The following is a 22,895-nucleotide window of genomic DNA, read 5'->3' on the forward strand; positions in this document are numbered from 1 at the left end:
GAAACACATGAAAGTGAGACCATCTGTTAAACCTATCTGTGAAAAATGTAAAGTTATTCGCAGAAAAGGAAAAGTAATGGTGATCTGTGAAAACCCAAAACATAAACAAAAACAAGGCTAATAACAAGGAGGTGCCCAAATCATGGCTCGTATTGCTGGTGTAGATATTCCACGTGATAAACGTGTTGTCATTTCTTTAACATATGTTTTTGGAATTGGTCGTACGACTGCGCAACAAGTCCTTAAAGAAGCAGGTGTTTCTGAAGACACTCGCGTTCGCGATCTAACTGAAGACGAACTTGGTAAAATCCGTGATATCATTGACAAACTTAAAGTAGAAGGTGACCTTCGTCGTGAAGTTTCACTTAACATTAAGCGTCTAATTGAAATCGGAAGCTACCGCGGAATCCGTCATCGTAGAGGACTTCCTGTTCGTGGACAAAACACAAAAAACAACGCGCGTACTCGTAAAGGTCCGCGTCGTACTGTAGCTAACAAGAAAAAATAAGTAAAGGAGGTAGTTAAAGAATGGCTGCTGCTCGTAAACAAAATACGCGTAAACGTCGCGTGAAAAAGAATATTGAAGCTGGAATCGCTCATATCCGTTCCACTTTCAACAACACGATTGTAACGATTACTGATGTTCATGGAAACGCAATTTCTTGGTCAAGTGCTGGTGCATTAGGATTCAGAGGTTCTCGTAAATCTACTCCTTTCGCTGCACAAATGGCTGCTGAAACTGCTGCTAAAGGTTCTATCGAACATGGTCTTAAAACACTTGAAGTAACTGTTAAAGGTCCTGGTTCTGGTCGTGAAGCTGCAATTCGTGCACTTCAAGCTGCAGGTCTTGAAGTTACTGCAATCAGAGACGTAACTCCAGTTCCTCATAACGGATGCCGTCCACCAAAACGTCGCCGCGTGTAATTTGTTTGTATAGATTTTGTGTCCCTGTCAATAATGGGTTATGATACAGTTATTTATGAGACGAATACACGACTCGTTGCCTGAGCACATACGGGACTAAACAATGAGGAATTTCGGATGGAATCTCATATGATTCTATTCGAGGTTTCGACGTTTTGAAGGAGGGTTTTATTAGATGATCGAAATTGAAAAACCAAAAATCGAAACGGTTGAAATCAGCGACGATGCCAAGTATGGCAAGTTTGTCGTAGAGCCACTTGAGCGTGGATATGGTACCACTTTAGGGAACTCCCTTCGTCGTATCCTTTTATCCTCACTTCCTGGTGCAGCTGTAACATCGATCCAGATAGATGGTGTCTTACACGAATTCTCAACGATCGAAGGCGTGGTTGAAGATGTTACAACGATTATCTTAAACATTAAAAAGCTTGCACTCAAAATCTACTCTGAAGAAGAGAAGACGCTTGAAATTGATGTACAAGATGAAGGTACTGTAACAGCTGCTGATATTACACACGACAGCGATATTGAAATCTTAAATCCAGATCTCCACATCGCAACTCTTGGCAAGAATGCGAGCTTCCGTGTTCGCTTAACTGCACAAAGAGGTCGCGGGTATAATCCTGCTGATGCAAACAAAAGAGACGATCAGCCAATCGGTGTGATTCCGATCGACTCAATCTATACACCTGTATCTCGTGTGACTTATCAAGTGGAGAACACCCGTGTTGGGCAAATCACAAACTATGATAAATTAACACTAGATGTATGGACTGATGGAAGCACAGGACCGAAAGAAGCGATCGCTCTAGGTTCTAAGATTTTAACTGAACACCTGAATATTTTCGTTGGGTTAACTGACGAAGCTCAGCATGCTGAAATTATGGTTGAGAAAGAAGAAGACCAAAAAGAAAAAGTGCTTGAAATGACAATTGAAGAGCTTGATCTTTCTGTTCGTTCTTACAACTGTTTGAAGCGTGCGGGTATTAATACTGTTCAAGAGCTTGCTAACAAGACAGAAGAGGATATGATGAAAGTTCGTAACCTTGGACGTAAATCTCTTGAAGAAGTGAAAGCGAAACTAGAAGAACTTGGACTGGGTCTTCGTAAAGACGATTGACTAGTTTCATTGTGAACTAGGATTTTCGTGTGTTTTTTATTCATACAGCATTCTCTAACTAAGGAGGGGACATCACATGGCATACAGAAAGCTAGGACGCACTAGTGCACAACGTAAAGCAATGCTTCGTGACCTAACGACTGATTTGATCATCAACGAACGCATCGAAACAACTGAAACACGTGCGAAAGAACTTCGCTCTGTAGTTGAAAAAATGATCACTCTTGGCAAACGCGGAGATCTTCATGCTCGCCGTCAAGCTGCAGCTTACATTCGTAATGAAGTAGCTAACGCTGAAACAAACCAAGATGCACTTCAAAAATTATTCGCTGACGTTGCAACTCGCTACGAAGATCGCCAAGGTGGATACACTCGTATCATGAAGCTTGGACCTCGTCGCGGCGATGGCGCACCAATGGCTGTCATTGAATTAGTTTAATCACATAGCGTGTATCTAAGAAAGGGCGGGACAGTTCATAACTGGATCTATGCCCTTTTTTAGATACTACGGCTTTTTAGCAATATAGCAAGAAGCAAAGAAGAGGTTGAGCTGAGAGGAGGTCCGGTAGAGATGGGGAAGACATTAATTGACGTAAAGGACATTGTATTTCGTTATCACAAGGATGCGGAGAAGCCCGCTTTAGATCAAGTGTCATTGCATGTGAATCAAAATGAATGGCTCGCCATTGTTGGTCATAACGGTTCAGGTAAATCCACACTTGCCCGTGTACTGAATGGGCTTATTTTACCGGATGCTGGAACGGTCAAGGTTGAAGAGATTGAGCTGAAAGAAGAGAGTGTCTGGGATATTCGCAAAAAGGTCGGAATGGTCTTTCAAAACCCAGATAACCAATTTGTTGGCTCAACGGTTCGTGATGATGTGGCTTTTGGTTTAGAAAATAACGGGGTTGAGCGGGAATTGATGATAGAACGTGTAGATTGGGCTGTCAAACAGGTCAATATGCAGGAGTTTCTTGATCAAGAGCCGCACCATCTATCAGGCGGGCAAAAGCAGAGAGTCGCCATTGCAGGTGTACTTGCCGCAAGCCCTGACATCATGATCTTGGATGAAGCAACATCAATGCTTGATCCGATTGGCCGTGAAGAAGTGTTAGAGACTGTTAGACTACTGAAGGAACAAGGAACGGTCACAGTCATTTCTATCACACATGATTTAGACGAAGCCGCCAAGGCAGACCGGGTCATTGTCATGAATGGCGGGAAAAAATTTGCCGAGGGAACCCCAGAGGAAGTTTTTGAATTAGACGAGCAGCTAGTTCAAATTGGACTTGATCTGCCATTCTCCTATCGGTTGAGCAAACAATTGAAGCAGCAAGGTGTACCGCTTGCAAATGCCCATTTGACACAAGAAGGATTGGTGAAAGAGCTATGGACATTACGATCAAAGAATTAGAGCATCGTTATCAAATGAAAACGCCGTTTGAGCGTCTCGCTTTGTATGATGTCAATGCTTCCATCCAAGAGGGCAGCTATGTCGCTGTCATTGGTCATACAGGCTCTGGCAAGTCCACGTTGCTGCAGCATTTAAATGGCTTGCTCAAACCAACGAAGGGGAGCATTGCGCTTGGGGGTACCGTCTTACAAGCCAATAAAAAGCAGAAGGATTTAAAGTCCCTCCGGAAAAAAATAGGCATCGTCTTTCAGTTTCCTGAGCATCAGCTCTTTGAAGAAACGATCCTTAAGGATATCTGCTTTGGTCCGATGAATTTCGGTGTTCCTCAGGAGAAGGCAGAAGCGAAGGCGAAAGAAATGCTGAAGCTAGTTGGTCTTCCTGAATCCTTATTATCTCGATCTCCCTTTGAACTTAGCGGCGGTCAAATGAGACGTGTGGCGATTGCAGGTGTTCTAGCGATGGAGCCAGAAGTGCTTGTACTGGATGAGCCGACTGCAGGGTTAGATCCACGCGGACGGAAGGAAATCATGGACATGTTCTATGAGCTTCATCAAAAGGCAAACCTCACCACGATTCTGGTTACACACAGTATGGAGGACGCTGCTCATTATGCAGATCAAATGATTGTGATGCATAAAGGAACGGTGAAGGCGACAGGTACGCCGAGAGAATTGTTTGCCAATCGTACAGACATGTCTTCATTTGGTCTCGACCTCCCAGAAACGATTAAATTCCAGCAGACTGTAGAAGAAAAACTGGGCATTACGTTTCCGAGGCCGCTTCTGACCATGGATGAAATGGCAGAAGCCTTGACAGCTCTTTATCAGGAGGACACGACATCATGATGGATAGTATGATTATCGGCAAATATGTGCCAGGTACATCCTTTGTCCATCGTCTTGATCCAAGGACAAAGCTGTTATCAATTTTCTTTTTTGTCTTTATTGTCTTTTTTGCTAATAATTACATCACTTACGGGCTTTTAGGGATCTTTACCCTACTTGTGGTGATGGTGTCTCAGGTGCCACTATACTTTATTCTCAAAGGAATGAAGCCGATCCTATGGATTGTCCTGTTTACCTTCATTCTGCATATTTTTATGACAAAGGATGGCGCCTTGCTATTTCACTTTGGTTTTTTAAATATTTATGAAGAAGGTCTAAAGCAGGGAATTTTCATTTCACTCCGTTTTGTCTATCTCATCATGATGACGACACTTCTGACGTTAACCACAACGCCTATAGAAGTGACAGACGGTATGGAAAAGCTGCTTCACCCATTCCGTAAAATCAAACTGCCCGTTCATGAGCTTGCTCTCATGATGTCCATCTCTCTTCGGTTTATTCCAACCTTACTAGAAGAGACAGACAAAATCATGAAGGCACAAATGGCAAGAGGTGTTGATTTTACAAGCGGACCTCTTAAAGATCGCATGAAAGCCATCGTTCCCTTACTTGTCCCGCTTTTCGTCAGTGCGTTTAAGCGTGCAGAGGAACTAGCGACTGCTATGGAAGCGAGAGGCTATCGCGGAGGAGAAGGACGGACGAAATACCGTCAGCTTGTCTGGGGCATGAAAGACACGTTCACATTGCTCCTGTTCATCCTGTTAACAGCACTCCTTGTGCTTCTGAGAAATTAGGTGATTCCTAGATGAAGGTCAAATGTACCGTATCCTATGATGGGACACATTTTAAAGGCTATCAGGTGCAGCCTGGGCAGCGAACTATTCAGACGGAGATCGAGTCTGCTCTTGCAAGAATGCATAAACAGGATGAACTGATTCCGATTGTGGCTTCTGGCCGGACGGACAGCGGCGTCCATGCGAAGGGGCAGGTCATTCATTTCGACACGCCGCTCTCGATTCCGATGGAAAGATGGCCTTTTGCCCTCAATAGTCTCCTGCCGAATGACATCACGGTTCTAAAGGCTGAGGAAGTGGATGAGTCATTTCATGCACGTTTTAGTGTCGTTTCGAAGGAGTACCGTTATAAGGTCTCAACGGAAACGCACCAAAATGTGTTCACGAGACAGTATGCCTGCCACTTTCCTTACCGGTTGGATGCAGACAAAATGAGAGAAGCTGCTGGATACCTTATTGGCACACACGATTTCACAAGCTTTTGTGCAGCCAATACAGAGGTTCAGGACAAGGTGAGGGAGATTTACACCCTCGAGTGGAAAAACGTCTCAGACGGGCTTGAAATGCGCGTGAGAGGAAATGGCTTTTTATACAACATGGTGCGAATTATCGCTGGAACGTTACTTGAAGTCGGATCTGGTAAATTCCACCCTGATGAGATAAAAGCCATGCTTGCCGCCCGAAATCGCGAAGCGGCAGGCAAGACTGCGCCTAGTCACGGACTGTATTTATGGGAAGTTTTCTATGACAACTAAACCAGGTGTAACATGTTCTTGACACAGGAAGCAGAAAGTTATAAGATATCATATGGTATGTATTTCAACCCCACAAATAAGCCCCGGAAGACTTATCTTGTGTTTTGAAATAGAACGTAGCATTTGATTCAAGGAAAAATTATTGATTTATTTAGGAGGGAAACTCATGCGTACAACACCAATGGCGAACGCAAGCACAATTGAGCGCAAATGGCTAGTTGTTGATGCGGCAGGCAAGACTCTAGGTCGTCTTTCTACTGAAGTAGCATCACTTTTGCGCGGTAAGCACAAACCAACTTATACACCACACGTTGATACAGGTGATCATGTAATCATCATCAATGCTGAGAAAATCGAATTAACAGGTAAGAAATTGACGGACAAAATTTACTACCGTCACACAATGCACCCAGGTGGTTTGAAACAAAGAACTGCTCTTGAGATGCGTACAAACTACCCTGAAAAAATGTTGGAGCTTGCTATCAAAGGTATGCTTCCAAAGGGTCCATTAGGCCGTCAAATGTTCAAAAAATTAAATGTGTACCGTGGTTCTGAGCATCCACATCAAGCACAACAACCTGAAGTTTACGAACTTCGCGGTTAATTATAAGGGAGGTTAACAATTTGGCACAGGTTCAATATTACGGTACAGGTCGTCGTAAAAGTTCTGTAGCGCGCGTTCGCTTAGTTCCAGGTGAAGGCCGTATCGTCGTTAATAATCGTGAAATTACTGAATACATTCCATTCGCTGCTTTAATCGAAGACGTGAAACAACCTTTGAACATCACAGAAACAGCTAACAGCTACGATGTTCTTGTAACTGTTCACGGTGGTGGATTCTCTGGTCAAGCTGGAGCAATTCGTCACGGTATCTCTCGTGCTCTTCTAGAAGTAGATCCTGAGTACCGTACATCACTTAAACGTGCTGGACTTCTTACTCGTGACCCACGTATGAAAGAGCGTAAGAAATACGGTCTTAAAGGCGCACGTCGCGCACCTCAGTTCTCAAAACGTTAATCAATTTTATATTGTATGGACGTTTTACAAAGGTTTGTTACAAACAAACCTTATAAAAAAAGCATCAGCTTCGTGCTGGTGCTTTTTTTTGTGCCTTTTTATGTAGATAAATCATGACTGGTCTCTTCCTCTTGAATACGTATAAAATATGAGTATAGAAGTTTTCTGTTAAAAAAGATGGAGGTTGTCCTATGAATCTAACGACAGAAAGATGTCTCATTCGACCATTTACTGAGGATGATTGGCAGGACGTCTATGCCTATACATCTGATCCGGTCGTGATGAAGTATATTCCAGAAGATGTATTTTCTAAAGAAGATGCGCAGAAATTTGTCAAAGATAATCGTCGTGAAGATGCTAAGTATGTCGCAGTCCTATTAAAAAAAGATCATACATGCATCGGACATATCGTATTTCATCCTTACTTTGGTGATCACACGTATGAAATTGGCTGGGTTTTCAATCCTGCATATCAGAACAAAGGTTATGCATCTGAAGCGGCTTATGCTCTCCTACATCATGGTTTTCGCACACTGAATTTACATCGGGTCATTGCCACTTGTCAGCCTGAAAATGTCCCATCGTGGAGAGTGATGGAGAAAATGGGGATGAGAAGAGAGGGTTATTTTAAAAAGTGTATACCACAGGAAAATGAGTGGTGGGATGAGTTTTACTATGCCATCTTACGAGAGGAATGGAAAGCTTGATAAGTATTCATGATATGAAGTAATTCGTCATTCCAAATATCCCTCGACTTTCTCTATTGATATAATCAGATCAAATAAGCAGAAGAGGGGCGCGCGCATGAAGATCTTTGATGCACATTTTCATATCATTGATTTTAATTTTCCCATTCAAGAAAACCAAGGGTATACACCGCCTAGTTATGATGTGAATGATTATGAGAGAGAGACGGCTGATCTAGGGATTGTAGGTGGAGCCATCGTCTCTGGGTCATTTCAAGGCTTTGATCAAGGCTATTTGTTGAAAGCGCTAGATGAACTGGGTCCCGCTTATTGCGGCGTGACTCAATTACCTTTTACAGCAACTGATGATGAAATTGTTCATTTGGATCAACATGGGGTAAAGGCTTTACGTTTTAATGTGAAGCGGGGCGGTTCGGAGGATATTTCGAAGCTCGATTATTTTGCGAGAAGAGTGTATGAGCTGGCTGGGTGGCATAGTGAGCTTTACATAGATGCTAAGCACCTCCCTGAAATATCATCAATGCTTGAAAAACTGCCTGCTATTTCAATTGATCATTTAGGCTTATCGGAAGAAGGCTTGCCGCATTTGCTCAAGCTGGTTGATAAAGGGGTTCGAGTGAAAGCAACAGGTTTTGGACGCGTTGATTTAAACGTTGAACATGCATTGACGTCCATTTATCAAACGAATCCTGATGCACTGATGTTTGGTACAGACCTTCCATCTACAAGAGCAAAGCGCCCATTTGAATACGGTGATGTTGAGTTGATTCAACAGCTCTTTGATGAAAAAGCAGCTGATCACATCTTATATAAGAACGCTCATCAATGGTATTTTGGTCAATAATTTCATAGGAGGTTTTTGTTCAATGGGATTCAGTCAATTGACGTTCAGAGAAGCTAAGCTGGATGATCTCGACAAAATCGTCTTCATGCTCGCAGATGACATGTTAGGTGAAAAAAGAGAGCGTTACACTCAACCATTATTAGAAAGCTATATCGAAGCCTTTCATTCAATAGATAGTGATCCAAATATTGAACTCATTGTTGCGTGTGATCAGGAAGAAGCTGTCGGTGTTCTCCAATTAACCATGACGCCATTTCTTACACATCTAGGAGGATGGAGAGCTTCAATAGAAGGAGTTCGTACAGCCTCGACTCATAGAGGAAAAGGAATTGGCACGATGTTGATAAAAAAGGCTATTCAACATGCAAGCGACCGCGGCTGTCATATGATTCAGCTAACAACAGACAAACAGAGACCAAAAGCACGCCGTTTTTACGAAAAGTTGGGCTTTGAAGCTACGCATGAGGGGATGAAGCTGCAACTGCCTCATGAATAAAATCATCAAAAGAAGGGGATTCATAAACCCCTTCTTTTTTGTGTCTTTATTTCAAATATTTGTTATATTGAAGATGAGAATCTATAGTGGTTGGGAAAGGAGATACATTTGAATAAAACAAAAGAAGATCTTTTGACATTTGTCATGAAAAACAAAAGGGACATATCAGCGACAATGATTGAAAATGAAGATGTGGTATTAGATTGGAATGGTGATCAAGAAACACCACTTGCAAGTACGGTGAAATTGATGGTTTTGTTTCATTTTGTTAAAACCGTCTCTAGCGGTGACACCAAGCTAGATGAAAAAGTGGCATTGTCTGATATAGAGCGGCTTTATATTGATAGAACAGACGGTGGTGCTCACACATACTGGCTGGAGGTCAATGATTTTTCTGAACATGCAACTTTATTAGATGTTGCCAAAGGGATGATGCAATTCAGTTCGAATGCTTGTACGGATTATTTGATTGACCGGCTCGGCTTAGATAAGATCAATGATCAGATGAAACAAGAAGGTCTTACAGAACATGATGAAGTCATGCCACTGACACCAATGATTTTGTGGTCCGCTTATGTATCTGATCATGAGCAGGATGCATTAAAGCAAATGAGCGGTGTATCTCATGAGCAATATAAATCTCTAATGAATGAGATTTTTAATATCATGAAAAATGACCCAGAGCATAAAAAGATATTAGAAGAAAAAACGATGGAAAAGGACTTATTAAGCTTACATATTCAATCATTACTGACACAAAAGATGACAAAGTCTACAACCAATCAATATGCACAATTTATGAAACGTCTTCATGACGAGCTGTTAACAACAGAAGAAAAGAGTCTTTTTAGCCAAATTGTGCTGGGAGAAACATTGAAGACGGAAAAAGATCAATATATTTGGTATAAAAGCGGAGCGACGTTGTTTGTTTTCACAGCTGCTTTATATCGAAAAACAGATACATCCTCTATATCCATTTCTCTTTTTATCAATGATCCAAAAGCGAACAATTCTCACTGGATTGAGGAAGTATTCAACGAATTTATGCTTACTGCAGCAGGGGATCAAAGCTTTCGACAACGATTGATTCAGGCTTTTACTAAATAACCATCAAAAAACAGAGGGAGACACCCCTCTGTTTTATTATTTCTGCATGGGAAACACTCTATATACATCTTGCCGTTTCTCTTTTGACTTCACAACTCCATCAACCAGTTCCTTCTGCCAAAGCTCTACATTGTCTTGGTACTCTTTAAAGGAGTGAGGGAGCATTTTTTCTAGTTGCTGTCTATTAAACGTGACAGCTGGTTCATTGTTTGAGCTCATCTTGAGGATTACCTGCTCAACATTATCGACAAGGATAAAAAATGCGAATGCGTTGTATAAATACGTTTTCTCAATCGTGTTCTTTTGATCAAACCAGTATGCGTCAAATTGTTCTTCTGTGTCATTGGCATTTTCTTTCACGCCATACGTCACTTTTAGCTCTTTTTCATCTACGATTTCATACTCACGAATCACGTTACCTGGAAGATCTGATAAAATAGCGCCAATTGCTCCGTTGTCTCCAATATAAGAATTTTTGTGCTTAGAAAGTTGTTTTAAGGAAATGTCTTCTATTCCTTTGATGTCGCTCTCTTTCTCACTGGCTTGACTACTGCAAGCGGATAGAATGACTGTCATTAGTAGTAGGATGTACATCCACTTTTTCATTTACTTTGCCCCTTTATCATTCTTTTCTATATAAAATACCATTTTATCACAAGATCCCAATTCCACCACTTATTTCATGATTTCCATTTACTGAACTGCATGTTTTGTTCAAACCAACGAACAATACAAAAAAAAAAGGAGTTCAGTCCATGGCAGAGGTTCTTTCATTTTATCAATTGAAAACAAAACGAGATGTCACGCTTGAAAAGAAGCTGTTGCGTACATTGTCTCTTCAACAGGTGACGGATGCTTCCGAGAAATTCACGAAGAAGCTGTTCCCTTTTGCAGATGATCCAGCTGGGATTATGAGTGATGGCTGTATTGATTTCGCCATTGAGGCCTTTTTAGCAGGTGGGAGATACGGTGAGTCGAGTAAGTACGGTGAATCATTCGATGATATAAAGAAGCGGTCAGTTCATGAAGAAAATGAGCTGGTTGAGGAGCTAGCGGGGTGTTTGCAATCGTGGGGGAATATGTTCCGAATGGAGCGGAAGATGTCGTGTCTATATCCATTTGCGAAGGATTTTTTAAGCATGTGGTGGCAGGAAGGCTTTCGAGAATCAGAAAAAAGGCATAAGCTTCGGCTGCACTAAGCATATTTCCAGCCCTTGTCCCATATCTATAAAATAATGGTGTATGGGAGGGACAGGGATGAAAAGAAAGCTGAAATGGACAGGTTTTTTAATCGGGTTTATCGTCCTCTTATTCTTATTCAGGTTTCAGTTTCTAAATGATGATTCGTGGAAATCGTGGAACTTGCCTTTGAGCGGCAAGATCATCTATTTAGATCCGGGTCATGGCGGTCCAGATGGCGGGGCTGTAGGAGGAGAGTTGCTTGAAAAAGAGATTGCACTAGATGTATCCATGAAGATACGTGACTATTTACAGGAGCAGGGAGCACTTGTTCTTATGACCCGCGAAGATGATTCTGATTTATCATCAAAGAATACAAAGGGGTATGCGCGGAAGAAAGCGGAGGATTTAAGAAACCGTGTAAAAGCCATCAATGAGTCTGAAGCGGATTTCTATCTAAGTATTCATTTAAATGCGATCCCATCAAACAAATGGAGCGGCGCACAGACGTTTTTTTACGGAAAGTATGAAGAGAATGAAAAGGCAGCGAAGTTCATTCAAGATGAATTGCGCAATAATCTTGAAAACACAGATCGAAAGGCGAAGCGGATCAATGGCATTTATTTAATGCAGAATGTGACGAAGCCAGGAGCTCTTGTGGAGATTGGATTTCTCTCCAATCCGAAAGAGGCTAGTCAGCTGGCAACACCTAAATATCAAGATCAAATTGCTGCCTCCATTTATAAAGGCATTTTAAGATATTTGACAGAGCAAAAAGAGCCGCCTGAATAAGGGGCTTTTTCCTTTTGAACGAAGGCAAACAGGACAGACATTGTAAGGATATGTATGATATACTTGGATTGTAAACGAATTCAATAAAGGGTGAGGTTCTGCTATGATCGGACAAGATGATGTGAGAAAACTAGTTGGGAAGATGGACGAACCTTTCCTTCATATACCGCTTGGTGAGCTGGATGCCATCAAGGAAATCAGCCTAAAGCCTGAAAAAGAACATGTGAGCTTAAAGGTGGCTATTGCTAAAACGGGTACTGCTGAGCAAATGAAACTGCAGCAAGACATCGTACAAGCCTTGAAAGCAGAGGGTGCTAACACAGTAGGACTTCGTTTTGAAGAACTGCCTCAGGAAACTCTTGAAAGGTTTATGCCGTCACAAGATGAGGAAGAAAACCTACTCAATTCTAAAAATCCTCCTGAATTCCTTGCGATTGCGAGTGGAAAGGGAGGCGTTGGGAAATCCACCGTGTCTGTCAACCTTGCTGTAGCACTGGCTCGTCTAGGAAAAAAAGTCGGACTGATTGATGCAGATATTTATGGCTTTAGTGTACCGGATATGATGGGAATCACCGTCAGACCAACGGTTAAAGGGGAAAAAATTATTCCTGTGGAACGCTTTGGTGTCAAAGTGATTTCAATGGGCTTTTTTGTTGAAGAAAATGCACCGGTCATTTGGAGAGGACCGATGCTTGGTAAAATGCTAAATAACTTCTTCCACGAAGTAGAGTGGGGAGAATTAGATTACTTACTATTAGACCTTCCGCCTGGAACTGGAGATGTGGCGCTTGATATTCATACAATGCTTCCAAGCTGTAAAGAAATCATTGTCACAACACCGCATCCTACAGCTGCCTTCGTTGCTGCTAGAGCAGGCGCAATGGCACTTCAAACAGATCACGATGTGCTAGGGGTCGTTGAGAATATGAGCTATTATGAAAGCAAAAAAACAGGTGAAAAAGAATATGTCTTTGGAAAAGGGGGCGGGGACAAGCTAGCGGAAGAACTGCGAGTATCGGTCCTTGGTCAAATTCCTTTAAGGCAGCCTGACTGGAATGAAGATGATTTTGCTCCATCTGTCTATGATGCGAGTCATTCGACCGGAGAAGTGTATCAACACATTGCGAATAAAGTCATTGAACAATTAGCAGTAAAAGCATAATGAAAGCCCGAGTGGATGTAAGTCTACTCGGGTGATGTTTAACTGCCGCTTTCTTTTGATCCAGAATCACTACTTTCAGATGCTGCTTTTTTAAGCTCATCTTCGAATTTCTTCTTATAGAGAGGACTGCTTAATGTTTCCGTAATCACTTTTTCTAAATGCTTTCTGAACTCTTTGCTTTTTACCAGTTCACCGTATTTCTTTTCCATTTCAGGATCCTTGAGAATATCCATCATCAATTGCTGATAGTCAGGGTCCTTCATTAACTGTTTTAACATCTTTTCATGCTGTTGCTGCATGGATTTTGCGAAAGTCTCGGCAAATTTAGAATCCTCAAAGACCTTCTTCCAGAACTCTTTGCCTTTATCAGAAGTCAGTGTTTTCTCTATCGTTTTTTTCACAGTTTGTTCATCCATTACCAAAGCTTCATTCATTGCCTCGTCATTTAATAACTGTTGAATGGCCTTTTTACCGTCATCTGTCTTCAATATATCGACGACCATTTTCTTTGTTTCGTCATAGTCCATATTAGATGAGGATTGGGTTTTGGGAGCACAAGCTGTTAGAGATAAAAGGAGAAAACAGCTCATTATACGCAAGATGCCTTTTGACATACTGTGGCTCCTTTCGTTACATGTCTTACTTTTAATATGAATGTTTCACGTAAATTTATACATAACAAAAATAGGGGTTGGATCAATTCAATGAAAAGTCGGGATTTAGTTCGTTTTTTCTTCTCTGTGCTAGCTGTTGGAGCGGTCATTACAAGCGTTGTAGGCTTTGCGCTGGAGTGGGGGAAATATCAGAAGCTTTTTATATCATTTGAAATACTAGAAATCGCATCTGTGTTGTTTTGGTTCATTGGTGTGGGGATGATTTTTAGTGTCATTAGCCAGATGGGGTTTGTTGTCTTTTTAACGGTGCACCGATTTGCCCTAGAGATATTCCGATCACATTCATTGTGGAATACCATTCAGCTGTTTCTGGTGATCTTTGTGCTGTTTGATTTAGCTTACTTGCGATTTTTGTTTTTCGGGGAGAACGAATCATTTCTTCCATACCTATGGCTGCCTGTCTTTATCGGTGTGTTCGCATTGATCGTGTCTTACTTTAAACAGCAGCAGTCCTCTAAGAAAACATTTGTTTCCGCAATGTTTCTCATGGTTGTCATCACCGCGCTAGAATGGTTCCCGGCGCTCAGAGTCAATGAAGAGGACTGGCTGTATTTAATGCTATTCCCGCTATTAGGCTGTAATGCGTTTCAGTTATTAGCTATGCCGCGGTTTTCAAAGGCGAAAGCTACTTAACTTCAGATGACCTTGTTTTGGTATTGGAGATCAGTTCGCCAACCGTCACATTTTTAAGGTTTTTCTCTTTGATTTGTTTCAAAATAGCTGGTAAGGCTTGAGCGGTTTGGGTTGCTGAATCTGAGGCATGTAGGAGAACAATGTCTCCGCTTTTCATTCGATCATTTACATTTTGAGCAATCTGATCGACGCCTGGATTCAGCCAATCCTGTGAATTGACGCTGTAATGGACAACGGTATAACCGTACTGTGTGGCAATTTTTAATGCTTTTTCGTTAAATTGCCCAGTTGGCGGTCTTAATAGTTGAATGTCATCTAGTCCAAGCTTTTGAAATGAATTTTGTGCCCGGACAAGATCTTGCTTGATTTCACTATCTTCAAGCTGGCTATAATTTTTATAAGCATAGCCAAGGCTGCCAATTTGGTGGCCGTCCTCTCTAATTTGTTTGACGATATCCGGATGACGCTCAGCCCAAGAAGCAGACAGAAAAAAAGTAGCGTTCTTTATATCGTACTCTCGAAGGACATTTAAAATAGGCACAGCCTTCTCATCTCCCCAGCCGATATTAAAAGTGAGGGAGACATGTTTTGAGGAAGTCTCGCCTTTATAAATAGCTCGGGGTCCGTGTTCTGTTTTAAATACCGACAGCGGCGGCGCCTTTTGTACATAAAAAAAGGTTGCGGCTGCAAGGGCTGCTACAAGAATAATGACAACTTGCTTCAGCCGTTTAATAGGCAACACATATAATCGACTCAATTCAAACACTCCTGCCTTGTCCGAGATTGTTACTTGATTGTATGCAGGACAAGGGTTTGAGATGCACAATAAAACTATTTCAAAAAAAGTTTTGAAAAGGCGTTGACCATTAGAATATTTTCGTGATATATTATTAATCGTCGCTGACACACAGTGGCAAACACAAAAACGCTTCGGGAAATAAATTTGAAAAAAGTTGTTGACATAAGATGAAGCGAAATGTTATATTATTAAAGCCGCTAAGAACGGCGTTGATGATCTTTGAAAACTAAACAAGACAAAACGTACCTGTTAATTCGAGTTTTTATAAAAAATCCTATGATGTTTCATAGGTAGTCAGTCAAACGCTGACGAGGCAGGAAATGATCACATGCTAAGTTCGCTACATCGTGTAGCAACGCATGTGTGATATGCATCCTGCATACCTCGGAGAGTTTGATCCTGGCTCAGGACGAACGCTGGCGGCGTGCCTAATACATGCAAGTCGAGCGGACAGAAGGGAGCTTGCTCCCGGATGTTAGCGGCGGACGGGTGAGTAACACGTGGGTAACCTGCCTGTAAGACTGGGATAACTCCGGGAAACCGGAGCTAATACCGGATAGTTCCTTGAACCGCATGGTTCAAGGATGAAAGACGGTTTCGGCTGTCACTTACAGATGGACCCGCGGCGCATTAGCTAGTTGGTGGGGTAATGGCTCACCAAGGCGACGATGCGTAGCCGACCTGAGAGGGTGATCGGCCACACTGGGACTGAGACACGGCCCAGACTCCTACGGGAGGCAGCAGTAGGGAATCTTCCGCAATGGACGAAAGTCTGACGGAGCAACGCCGCGTGAGTGATGAAGGTTTTCGGATCGTAAAGCTCTGTTGTTAGGGAAGAACAAGTGCGAGAGTAACTGCTCGCACCTTGACGGTACCTAACCAGAAAGCCACGGCTAACTACGTGCCAGCAGCCGCGGTAATACGTAGGTGGCAAGCGTTGTCCGGAATTATTGGGCGTAAAGGGCTCGCAGGCGGTTTCTTAAGTCTGATGTGAAAGCCCCCGGCTCAACCGGGGAGGGTCATTGGAAACTGGGAAACTTGAGTGCAGAAGAGGAGAGTGGAATTCCACGTGTAGCGGTGAAATGCGTAGAGATGTGGAGGAACACCAGTGGCGAAGGCGACTCTCTGGTCTGTAACTGACGCTGAGGAGCGAAAGCGTGGGGAGCGAACAGGATTAGATACCCTGGTAGTCCACGCCGTAAACGATGAGTGCTAAGTGTTAGGGGGTTTCCGCCCCTTAGTGCTGCAGCTAACGCATTAAGCACTCCGCCTGGGGAGTACGGTCGCAAGACTGAAACTCAAAGGAATTGACGGGGGCCCGCACAAGCGGTGGAGCATGTGGTTTAATTCGAAGCAACGCGAAGAACCTTACCAGGTCTTGACATCCTCTGACAACCCTAGAGATAGGGCTTTCCCTTCGGGGACAGAGTGACAGGTGGTGCATGGTTGTCGTCAGCTCGTGTCGTGAGATGTTGGGTTAAGTCCCGCAACGAGCGCAACCCTTGATCTTAGTTGCCAGCATTTAGTTGGGCACTCTAAGGTGACTGCCGGTGACAAACCGGAGGAAGGTGGGGATGACGTCAAATCATCATGCCCCTTATGACCTGGGCTACACACGTGCTACAATGGACAGAACAAAGGGCTGCGAGACCGCAAGGTTTAGCCAATCCCATAAATCTGTTCTCAGTTCGGATCGCAGTCTGCAACTCGACTGCGTGAAGCTGGAATCGCTAGTAATCGCGGATCAGCATGCCGCGGTGAATACGTTCCCGGGCCTTGTACACACCGCCCGTCACACCACGAGAGTTTGTAACACCCGAAGTCGGTGAGGTAACCTTTATGGAGCCAGCCGCCGAAGGTGGGACAGATGATTGGGGTGAAGTCGTAACAAGGTAGCCGTATCGGAAGGTGCGGCTGGATCACCTCCTTTCTAAGGATATATGGAGCAGCGTGCGTTTTCGTCTTGTTTAGTTTTGAAGGATCATTCCTTCAAAACATGTCTCTAGCGAGACAGGATTGTTCTTTGAAAACTAGATAACAATAAGTAATACATTCACATTGAATGCAATGCAAAGTTCATCACACATAGTGATTCTTTCTAAAGTAAGAAATGGTTAAGTTAGAAAGGGCGCACGGTGGATGCCTTGGCACTAGGAGCCGATGAAGGACGGGACGAACACCGATATGCTTCGGGGAGCTGTAAGCAAGCTTTGATCCGGAGATTTCCGAATGGGGAAACCCACTGCTCGTAATGGAGTAGTATCCATACTTGAATACATAGAGTATGAGAAGGCATACCCGGGGAACTGAAACATCTAAGTACCCGGAGGAAGAGAAAGCAAATGCGATTCCCTGAGTAGCGGCGAGCGAAACGGGAACAGCCCAAACCAAGAGGCTTGCCTCTTGGGGTTGTAGGACACTCTATACGGAGTTACAAAGGAACGATATAAGCGAAGAGGTCTGGAAAGGCCCGCCAAAGAAGGTAACAGCCCTGTAACTGAAATGTTGTTCTCTCCAGAGTGGATCCTGAGTACGGCGGAACACGTGAAATTCCGTCGGAATCCGGGAGGACCATCTCCCAAGGCTAAATACTCCCTAGTGACCGATAGTGAACCAGTACCGTGAGGGAAAGGTGAAAAGCACCCCGGAAGGGGAGTGAAATAGATCCTGAAACCGTGTGCCTACAAGTAGTCAGAGCCCGTTAAAGGGTGATGGCGTGCCTTTTGTAGAATGAACCGGCGAGTTACGATCCCGTGCAAGGTTAAGCAGAAGATGCGGAGCCGCAGCGAAAGCGAGTCTGAATAGGGCGCATGAGTACGTGGTCGTAGACCCGAAACCAGGTGATCTACCCATGTCCAGGGTGAAGTTCAGGTAACACTGAATGGAGGCCCGAACCCACGCACGTTGAAAAGTGCGGGGATGAGGTGTGGGTAGGGGTGAAATGCCAATCGAACCTGGAGATAGCTGGTTCTCTCCGAAATAGCTTTAGGGCTAGCCTCAAGGTAAGAGTCTCGGAGGTAGAGCACTGATTGGACTAGGGGCCCCTACCGGGTTACCGAATTCAGTCAAACTCCGAATGCCGATGACTTATCCTTGGGAGTCAGACTGCGAGTGATAAGATCCGTAGTCGAAAGGGAAACAGCCCAGACCGCCAGCTAAGGTCCCAAAGTATACGTTAAGTGGAAAAGGATGTGGAGTTGCTTAGACAACCAGGATGTTGGCTTAGAAGCAGCCACCATTTAAAGAGTGCGTAATAGCTCACTGGTCGAGTGACTCTGCGCCGAAAATGTACCGGGGCTAAACGTATCACCGAAGCTGCGGACTGTTCTAACGAACAGTGGTAGGAGAGCGTTCTAAGTGCTGTGAAGTCAGACCGGAAGGACTGGTGGAGCGCTTAGAAGTGAGAATGCCGGTATGAGTAGCGAAAGACGGGTGAGAATCCCGTCCACCGAATGCCTAAGGTTTCCTGAGGAAGGCTCGTCCGCTCAGGGTTAGTCGGGACCTAAGCCGAGGCCGAAAGGCGTAGGCGATGGACAACAGGTTGATATTCCTGTACCACCTCCTCACCATTTGAGCAATGGGGGGACGCAGGAGGATAGGGTAAGCGCGGTATTGGATATCCGCGTCCAAGCAGTTAGGCTGGGAAATAGGCAAATCCGTTTCCCGTGAAGGCTGAGCTGTGATGGCGAGCGAAATTTAGTAGCGAAGTTCCTGATTCCACACTGCCAAGAAAAGCCTCTAGCGAGGTGAGAGGTGCCCGTACCGCAAACCGACACAGGTAGGCGAGGAGAGAATCCTAAGGTGATCGAGAGAACTCTCGTTAAGGAACTCGGCAAAATGACCCCGTAACTTCGGGAGAAGGGGTGCTTCTTAGGGTGTTAAAGCCCCGAGAAGCCGCAGTGAATAGGCCCAGGCGACTGTTTAGCAAAAACACAGGTCTCTGCGAAGCCGTAAGGCGAAGTATAGGGGCTGACGCCTGCCCGGTGCTGGAAGGTTAAGAGGAGCGCTTAGCGTAAGCGAAGGTGCGAATTGAAGCCCCAGTAAACGGCGGCCGTAACTATAACGGTCCTAAGGTAGCGAAATTCCTTGTCGGGTAAGTTCCGACCCGCACGAAAGGCGCAACGATCTGGGCACTGTCTCAACGAGAGACTCGGTGAAATTATAGTACCTGTGAAGATGCAGGTTACCCGCGACAGGACGGAAAGACCCCGTGGAGCTTTACTGCAGCCTGATATTGAATGTTGGTACAGCTTGTACAGGATAGGTAGGAGCCTTGGAAACCGGAGCGCTAGCTTCGGTGGAGGCATCGGTGGGATACTACCCTGGCTGTATTGACCTTCTAACCCGCTGCCCTTATCGGGCAGGGAGACAGTGTCAGGTGGGCAGTTTGACTGGGGCGGTCGCCTCCTAAAATGTAACGGAGGCGCCCAAAGGTTCCCTCAGAATGGTTGGAAATCATTCGCAGAGTGTAAAGGCACAAGGGAGCTTGACTGCGAGACCTACAAGTCGAGCAGGGACGAAAGTCGGGCTTAGTGATCCGGTGGTTCCGCATGGAAGGGCCATCGCTCAACGGATAAAAGCTACCCCGGGGATAACAGGCTTATCTCCCCCAAGAGTCCACATCGACGGGGAGGTTTGGCACCTCGATGTCGGCTCATCGCATCCTGGGGCTGTAGTCGGTCCCAAGGGTTGGGCTGTTCGCCCATTAAAGCGGTACGCGAGCTGGGTTCAGAACGTCGTGAGACAGTTCGGTCCCTATCCGTCGCGGGCGCAGGAAATTTGAGAGGAGCTGTCCTTAGTACGAGAGGACCGGGATGGACGCACCGCTGGTGTACCAGTTGTTCTGCCAAGGGCATCGCTGGGTAGCTATGTGCGGACGGGATAAGTGCTGAAAGCATCTAAGCATGAAGCCCCCCTCAAGATGAGATTTCCCATTCCGCAAGGAAGTAAGATCCCTGAAAGATGATCAGGTTGATAGGTCTGAGGTGGAAGCGTGGTGACACGTGGAGCTGACAGATACTAATAGATCGAGGACTTAACCTATATTCTATTGTGAAGTTTGAACATTGTTATCTAGTTTTGAGAGAACATTCTCTCCATCAGGTTTGGTGGCGATAGCGAAGAGGTCACACCCGTTCCCATACCGAACACGGAAGTTAAGCTCTTCAGCGCCGATGGTAGTTGGGGGTCTCCCCCTGTGAGAGTAGGACGCCGCCAAGCTTTTTGTTTATATCCTTCCAATGGAAGAAGTTACTTTATCATTCCGCAGTAGCTCAGTGGTAGAGCTATCGGCTGTTAACCGATCGGTCGTAGGTTCGAGTCCTACCTGCGGAGCCATGCTTCCATAGCTCAGTAGGTAGAGCACTTCCATGGTAAGGAAGAGGTCAGCGGTTCGAGCCCGCTTGGAAGCTTTCCTCTAAATGTTGATCTGACAGGGTTTCTCGATGATGAGAAGGCTTTTTTTTATGTCTTTTTTTATTTGTTTGGGGACCAATCCGCATGACCTAAACGCTGAGAGACTACCAGGTATATGTCGATTTGATTTAGTAGCATGAGTAAGAGGCATTACATGCAAATGAATTTTCTTTATATCGATTCTACCATTTTATTTAAAATTGAAAAGGCAGTTGAGAACGTACAATGCTAATTCGTTAATTGATGAATTAGCAAGGAACTCCATTGGCCAACGTTTTGCCGCATAAGAAATGGAATGGACCGAAGACAAAAGCAACTCTAAAAAAACATTGGAAAAATGAAAAAAGTAAAGCCCCTAGCCATAGAGAATAGGGGCTTTTTTGGTGTTTATTTTTCATCGTTTGAAAATCTGTGAAGCTGCAATTCTTTTGCAGTCGCAACACTTTCATTGTTCTTCTTTTGAAGTGAATCCTTCTCCCAAAAACCTTTTTCTTTTCTCTGTTACTTTATCGAGTGATTCTAGGGTATACGAAAACGTGTTGCTTCCACACGATTTTACACTAATCATGTTTCTGCTCCTGTTTTCGTAATATGTTCTTTTTGTTTTACTTAATATTCAATAAAAAGCAGTTCATTAAATTTCGTCATCCCTATATGCTTGTTAAATGTGTCTAATTTGTGAAATTTACAATTTCCACAAACTAAAATATGTGGTAAGTCTGTCTATAGTAGGTAACACAATACTCTTTGTTATGGTGAGCATTGAAAGAAGGAGATTTCATGATTATTGCCATAACTGGTGTTACATATGGTAGTAAAGTTAGAGAGCCAAAGGTGCTCTGCATTACTACTAACACATGCCTTAGAAATCGGAAATTCTAAGGAAGAGCTTCTCATCTAAATGGACTTTACAGACAAGCTCGAAAAAAATTACATGGAGGTAATAGGAAATGAGAATTAACCACAATATCGCAGCACTTAACACATTGAACCGTTTGTCTGCAAACAACGGTGCGAGCCAAAAGAACATGGAGAAACTTTCTTCTGGTCTTAAAATCAACCGTGCAGGAGATGACGCAGCAGGTCTAGCAATCTCTGAGAAAATGCGTGGGCAAATCCGCGGATTAGAAATGGCTTCTAAAAACGCACAGGACGGTATCTCTCTTATTCAAACAGCTGAGGGTGCATTGACTGAAACTCACTCAATCCTTCAACGTGTTCGTGAACTAGTTGTTCAAGCTGGAAATACTGGTACACAGCAAGGTGAAGACTTAACTGCAATTAAAGATGAGATCACAGCGCTTGTTGATGAGGTCGATGGTATTTCTAATCGTACTGAGTTTAACGGAAAAAAATTATTAAATGGTACGTTTAATGGAACAGGTACACCTGGTACACCTGGCACACCTGCAGATCCAGATGCTGGAACACCAGAAATCCCAGCAACCCCAGCAACTGATGGTGAGGCTTTAGTATTCCAAATTGGTGCAAATGCTACACAACAAATTAAGGTAAACATTCAAGATATGAGCGCTGTTGCTTTAGGCGTTGCAGGCACTGATGGTAAAACTGAGACAGGTAAATCTGTTAAAGATATCGATGTATCAAAATTTGAAACAATTGCAGCTGATGAAGATGGTGGATTTGATGATCAGTTAGCAATCGTTGATGGAGCTATTAAACAAGTTTCTGCACAACGTTCTAAACTTGGTGCAGTTCAAAACCGTCTAGAGCACACAATCAACAACCTTGGTGCTTCTTCTGAAAACTTAACGGCTGCTGAGTCTCGTATCCGTGACGTTGACATGGCGAAAGAAATGAGTGAGTTCACGAAGAACAACATTCTTTCTCAAGCGTCTCAAGCGATGCTTGCGCAAGCGAACCAACAGCCGCAAAACGTACTTCAATTATTACGTTAATAAACCAAAAGCCCCTTTGATATAGGGGCTTTTTTGTTTGTTTTAAAATGTTGGACTTGCTCAGTGACAAATAGACTCATGAAGATGGAATAAATCGATTGGTAAGGAAGCTTTGTATCAATTTTCTACACTTTCCTTCTTTTTGTGCTTGATTCCTTCGTTCCTTTCTTATATTCTTACTAAAGTGATGATTATCCTCTCTAACAAAAGACTCTGTACGTTCCTCTTTTTCCCCGAAAGTGAAGCATTGTTAATTTTCCTTTCCTCATCTCCAGGTTTGAATGATCTTCTTTTCCGTG

At 43.8% G+C, this 22,895-nt stretch carries 23 protein-coding genes, 2 tRNA genes and 3 rRNA genes; 25 read left to right on the plus strand and 3 right to left on the minus strand.

Translation table 11 applies throughout. The annotated features are described in order from the left end of the window. The first annotated feature begins 7 nt into the window (after positions 1-7). The 15 genes from rpmJ to MKX52_RS00930 all read left to right on the plus strand — a co-directional run bounded on the left by rpmJ (position 8) and on the right by MKX52_RS00930 (position 10,023). Positions 8-121 (plus strand): 50S ribosomal protein L36, encoded by a 114-nt coding sequence (rpmJ, locus tag MKX52_RS00860; RefSeq protein ID WP_003156543.1) that lies wholly within the window; start codon positions 8-10, stop codon positions 119-121. A 21-nt stretch (positions 122-142) separates the two neighbouring features. Beyond that, the gene (gene rpsM, locus MKX52_RS00865) at positions 143-508 is read left to right on the plus strand and encodes a 30S ribosomal protein S13 (protein WP_003217023.1); all 366 of its coding nucleotides are present in this window, start codon (positions 143-145) and stop codon (positions 506-508) included. A 20-nt stretch (positions 509-528) separates the two neighbouring features. Further along, a complete protein-coding gene (gene rpsK, locus MKX52_RS00870) occupies positions 529-924 on the plus strand; it encodes a 30S ribosomal protein S11 (protein WP_003217231.1) in 396 nt (131 codons plus the stop codon). 175 nt (positions 925-1,099) lie between these two features. Next, positions 1,100-2,044: a DNA-directed RNA polymerase subunit alpha gene (locus MKX52_RS00875; RefSeq protein WP_003217009.1), complete on the plus strand. Its 945-nt coding sequence runs from the start codon at positions 1,100-1,102 to the stop codon at positions 2,042-2,044. A gap of 76 nt (positions 2,045-2,120) precedes the next feature. Next, positions 2,121-2,483 carry a 50S ribosomal protein L17 gene (gene rplQ / locus MKX52_RS00880; protein WP_003216944.1) on the plus strand — a complete coding sequence of 121 codons (363 nt, stop codon included), beginning with the start codon at positions 2,121-2,123 and terminating at the stop codon, positions 2,481-2,483. 132 nt (positions 2,484-2,615) lie between these two features. Then, positions 2,616-3,458, plus strand: a complete 843-nt coding sequence (locus MKX52_RS00885; RefSeq protein WP_342491264.1) for an energy-coupling factor ABC transporter ATP-binding protein — start codon at positions 2,616-2,618, stop codon at positions 3,456-3,458. Next, on the plus strand, positions 3,434-4,303 hold the full coding sequence (locus MKX52_RS00890; protein WP_342491265.1) for an energy-coupling factor ABC transporter ATP-binding protein: 870 nt from the start codon (positions 3,434-3,436) through the stop codon (positions 4,301-4,303). The genes MKX52_RS00885 and MKX52_RS00890 overlap by 25 nt, the downstream gene beginning before the upstream one ends. Continuing rightward, positions 4,300-5,097: an energy-coupling factor transporter transmembrane protein EcfT gene (locus tag MKX52_RS00895; protein ID WP_012008715.1), complete on the plus strand. Its 798-nt coding sequence runs from the start codon at positions 4,300-4,302 to the stop codon at positions 5,095-5,097. Before MKX52_RS00890 ends, MKX52_RS00895 begins: the two co-directional genes overlap by 4 nt. An 11-nt stretch (positions 5,098-5,108) precedes the next feature. Then, positions 5,109-5,852 carry a tRNA pseudouridine(38-40) synthase TruA gene (truA, locus tag MKX52_RS00900; RefSeq protein WP_342491266.1) on the plus strand — a complete coding sequence of 248 codons (744 nt, stop codon included), beginning with the start codon at positions 5,109-5,111 and terminating at the stop codon, positions 5,850-5,852. A 166-nt stretch (positions 5,853-6,018) separates the two neighbouring features. Beyond that, the gene (gene rplM, locus MKX52_RS00905) at positions 6,019-6,456 is read left to right on the plus strand and encodes a 50S ribosomal protein L13 (RefSeq protein ID WP_003217042.1); all 438 of its coding nucleotides are present in this window, start codon (positions 6,019-6,021) and stop codon (positions 6,454-6,456) included. A gap of 20 nt (positions 6,457-6,476) precedes the next feature. Further along, on the plus strand, positions 6,477-6,869 hold the full coding sequence (gene rpsI / locus MKX52_RS00910; RefSeq protein WP_003217273.1) for a 30S ribosomal protein S9: 393 nt from the start codon (positions 6,477-6,479) through the stop codon (positions 6,867-6,869). A gap of 191 nt (positions 6,870-7,060) precedes the next feature. Continuing rightward, the gene (locus MKX52_RS00915) at positions 7,061-7,576 is read left to right on the plus strand and encodes a GNAT family protein (protein ID WP_342491267.1); all 516 of its coding nucleotides are present in this window, start codon (positions 7,061-7,063) and stop codon (positions 7,574-7,576) included. A 97-nt stretch (positions 7,577-7,673) separates the two neighbouring features. Further along, positions 7,674-8,420, plus strand: coding sequence for an amidohydrolase family protein (locus MKX52_RS00920; protein ID WP_342491268.1), 747 nt, complete (start codon positions 7,674-7,676; stop codon positions 8,418-8,420). A gap of 22 nt (positions 8,421-8,442) precedes the next feature. Further along, the gene (locus tag MKX52_RS00925) at positions 8,443-8,916 is read left to right on the plus strand and encodes a GNAT family N-acetyltransferase (RefSeq protein ID WP_144458019.1); all 474 of its coding nucleotides are present in this window, start codon (positions 8,443-8,445) and stop codon (positions 8,914-8,916) included. 108 nt (positions 8,917-9,024) lie between these two features. After that, on the plus strand, positions 9,025-10,023 hold the full coding sequence (locus MKX52_RS00930) for a serine hydrolase (RefSeq protein ID WP_342491269.1): 999 nt from the start codon (positions 9,025-9,027) through the stop codon (positions 10,021-10,023). A 36-nt stretch (positions 10,024-10,059) separates the two neighbouring features. On the opposite strand, the gene MKX52_RS00935 is transcribed toward MKX52_RS00930, so the two are convergent. Continuing rightward, complete coding sequence (locus MKX52_RS00935; RefSeq protein ID WP_342491270.1) at positions 10,060-10,629, minus strand: DUF4825 domain-containing protein; 570 nt, start codon at positions 10,627-10,629, stop codon at positions 10,060-10,062. Positions 10,630-10,778: 149 nt separating this feature from the next. Between MKX52_RS00935 and MKX52_RS00940 the strand changes: the two genes are divergently transcribed. The 3 genes from MKX52_RS00940 (at position 10,779) to MKX52_RS00950 (ending at position 13,156) form a co-directional block, all read left to right on the plus strand. Beyond that, on the plus strand, positions 10,779-11,222 hold the full coding sequence (locus MKX52_RS00940) for a YbaK family protein (protein WP_012008722.1): 444 nt from the start codon (positions 10,779-10,781) through the stop codon (positions 11,220-11,222). Positions 11,223-11,280: 58 nt separating this feature from the next. Further along, positions 11,281-11,994, plus strand: coding sequence for an N-acetylmuramoyl-L-alanine amidase CwlD (gene cwlD, locus MKX52_RS00945; protein WP_012008723.1), 714 nt, complete (start codon positions 11,281-11,283; stop codon positions 11,992-11,994). 103 nt (positions 11,995-12,097) lie between these two features. Continuing rightward, a complete protein-coding gene (locus MKX52_RS00950) occupies positions 12,098-13,156 on the plus strand; it encodes a P-loop NTPase (RefSeq protein ID WP_342491271.1) in 1,059 nt (352 codons plus the stop codon). Positions 13,157-13,194: 38 nt separating this feature from the next. Here the strand turns inward: MKX52_RS00950 and gerD are convergent, their stop codons facing one another. Next, positions 13,195-13,770 carry a spore germination lipoprotein GerD gene (gene gerD, locus MKX52_RS00955; protein ID WP_144459860.1) on the minus strand — a complete coding sequence of 192 codons (576 nt, stop codon included), beginning with the start codon at positions 13,768-13,770 and terminating at the stop codon, positions 13,195-13,197. A 90-nt stretch (positions 13,771-13,860) separates the two neighbouring features. Between gerD and kbaA the strand changes: the two genes are divergently transcribed. Then, positions 13,861-14,463, plus strand: coding sequence for a KinB-signaling pathway activation protein (gene kbaA / locus MKX52_RS00960; RefSeq protein WP_012008726.1), 603 nt, complete (start codon positions 13,861-13,863; stop codon positions 14,461-14,463). Here kbaA and pdaB read toward each other — a convergent pair. Next, complete coding sequence (gene pdaB / locus MKX52_RS00965) at positions 14,456-15,220, minus strand: polysaccharide deacetylase family sporulation protein PdaB (protein WP_216889285.1); 765 nt, start codon at positions 15,218-15,220, stop codon at positions 14,456-14,458. The genes kbaA and pdaB overlap by 8 nt on opposite strands. A 423-nt stretch (positions 15,221-15,643) precedes the next feature. On the opposite strand from pdaB, the gene MKX52_RS00970 reads away from it, so the two are divergent. The 6 genes from MKX52_RS00970 (at position 15,644) to hag (ending at position 22,596) form a co-directional block, all read left to right on the plus strand. Beyond that, a 16S ribosomal RNA gene (locus MKX52_RS00970) occupies positions 15,644-17,192 on the plus strand. Between the two features lie 182 nt (positions 17,193-17,374). Then, a 23S ribosomal RNA gene (locus tag MKX52_RS00975) occupies positions 17,375-20,305 on the plus strand. Positions 20,306-20,366: 61 nt separating this feature from the next. Beyond that, positions 20,367-20,482 (plus strand): 5S ribosomal RNA (gene rrf / locus MKX52_RS00980). Together the 16S, 23S and 5S rRNA genes with 2 tRNA genes alongside form the textbook arrangement of a ribosomal RNA operon. A gap of 42 nt (positions 20,483-20,524) precedes the next feature. Then, a tRNA-Asn gene (locus MKX52_RS00985) sits at positions 20,525-20,599 on the plus strand. A gap of 1 nt (position 20,600) precedes the next feature. After that, positions 20,601-20,673, plus strand: a tRNA-Thr gene (locus MKX52_RS00990). Positions 20,674-21,627: 954 nt separating this feature from the next. Next, the gene (gene hag, locus MKX52_RS00995) at positions 21,628-22,596 is read left to right on the plus strand and encodes a flagellin Hag (RefSeq protein ID WP_088003663.1); all 969 of its coding nucleotides are present in this window, start codon (positions 21,628-21,630) and stop codon (positions 22,594-22,596) included. Positions 22,597-22,895 lie beyond the last annotated feature (299 nt).

This window comes from Bacillus sp. FSL R5-0422 (assembly GCF_038610765.1).
Lineage (GTDB): Bacteria > Bacillota > Bacilli > Bacillales > Bacillaceae > Bacillus > Bacillus pumilus_O.